This window comes from Endozoicomonas sp. SESOKO4 (genome assembly GCF_024606275.1).
Genome location: NZ_JAHHPS010000249.1, coordinates 1 through 1272, shown reverse-complemented (window position 1 = coordinate 1272; position 1272 = coordinate 1). Strand labels below are relative to the sequence as shown.

Genomic DNA, 1272 nt, shown 5'->3' with positions numbered 1-1272 from the left:
CTTGCAATAGAGTCTCTGCGCTGGAATGCAACTTACCATGAAGCGGATCGTGAAAAGACAGTGGCGGGCCTTCAGAAGCTTCTGGAAGACAGGGAAGATGATGGAACCTATCTCAATACGGCTCTGGTCGGTGCTCTGATTGATCTGCACGGTAAAGAAGCGGTTAAAGTCATTCGCGATGCCTTTGAGCGTGGTAAAGTCGATCGCGAGATTCATGGTGATATTGAAGACATAGAGATTGAGCTGGGTCTGAGACAGACTCGCTCCTTTATTCCTGACTGGCGTTTTGACGATGCCCAGAAAGACATGCTGGAGGCTATGCTGTCTGAGTATGGTCGCATGTCTTGTCAGGAAGTGGAAGGTTTCCTCTTTGGTATCTGGGGGTCACCTCAGCAAGTTCCACCCAATCGCTGGCTTAAAAAAATCTTTGGCGAAGTACCGGCTTTTAAGGATGAACAGCAGGAAAAAGACATTCATCGTATATTGTTCAATCTATACGACACCATTGAGCGTGCTGTTGAAATGGGGCTGGATATTATTCCTGAAGACTGTCTGTCAGAAACGCCAGAAGATGAACGGTTCCCGAATCTGCAACAGTGGTCCAAAGGTTTTGGTGAAGCCAATGCCATGCTGGTGAACTTCTGGGAGGAAGTCTTCCAGCACAAGGCTATGAAAGAGCTGGAAGAATCCTGGACAGCCTGCACCATTCTCCTGAGCGTCTGGTCTAACCCTGAACAGCTGCTGGAGAAAGCTAAAAAATCGGGTGGGCCGAACATCGAGAAGATGCTCTCTGCCGTGCCTTCTGTGGCTAGAGAACTGGCTTCCCTTGGTTCGGGAATACGCACCCGCTGGGATGCCATTATGGAAACGCCCGATCCGGTTTCTGTCACCAAAATTGGTCGGAACGACCCTTGTCCCTGTGGCAGTGGTAAGAAATATAAGAAGTGTTGTGGTGCTTGATTCTGGCAAATTTGTCATCCATTAAAAATCATCGCACTCTGGAAACGGGATCTGATTGAGATCCCGTTGTGGTATCTGAAACCACCTTCACTCGGAATCAGCTACCAATCCTGCCGCCCGGCACAGTGACTCTTCAATCTCATTCCATGCCAGAGGTTCATTGTGAATCACCTCAATACGGCTGTGCTCGCATTCTTCCAGCTCCATGATGCTGACAACGCCATCCTGGGCATTAAATGCCCGGGGTCCCAGGCTGGTATGAACCACAGCTTTCAGACGTTTGGCGGGTATGCTGTTGAACAGATGAAACTG

General features: G+C 49.4%; 1 protein-coding gene and 1 pseudogene. One reads left to right on the top strand and one right to left on the bottom strand.

What is annotated here, in order from left to right; all coding sequences use genetic code 11:
- On the top strand, positions 1-960 hold a 960-nt coding region (locus KDK16_RS04525), incomplete at its 5' end, for a UPF0149 family protein (protein WP_257274883.1).
- A gap of 87 nt (positions 961-1047) precedes the next feature.
- Here the strand turns inward: KDK16_RS04525 and KDK16_RS04520 are convergent.
- Positions 1048-1272: pseudogene (locus tag KDK16_RS04520) on the bottom strand (hypothetical protein); the annotation flags it as partial.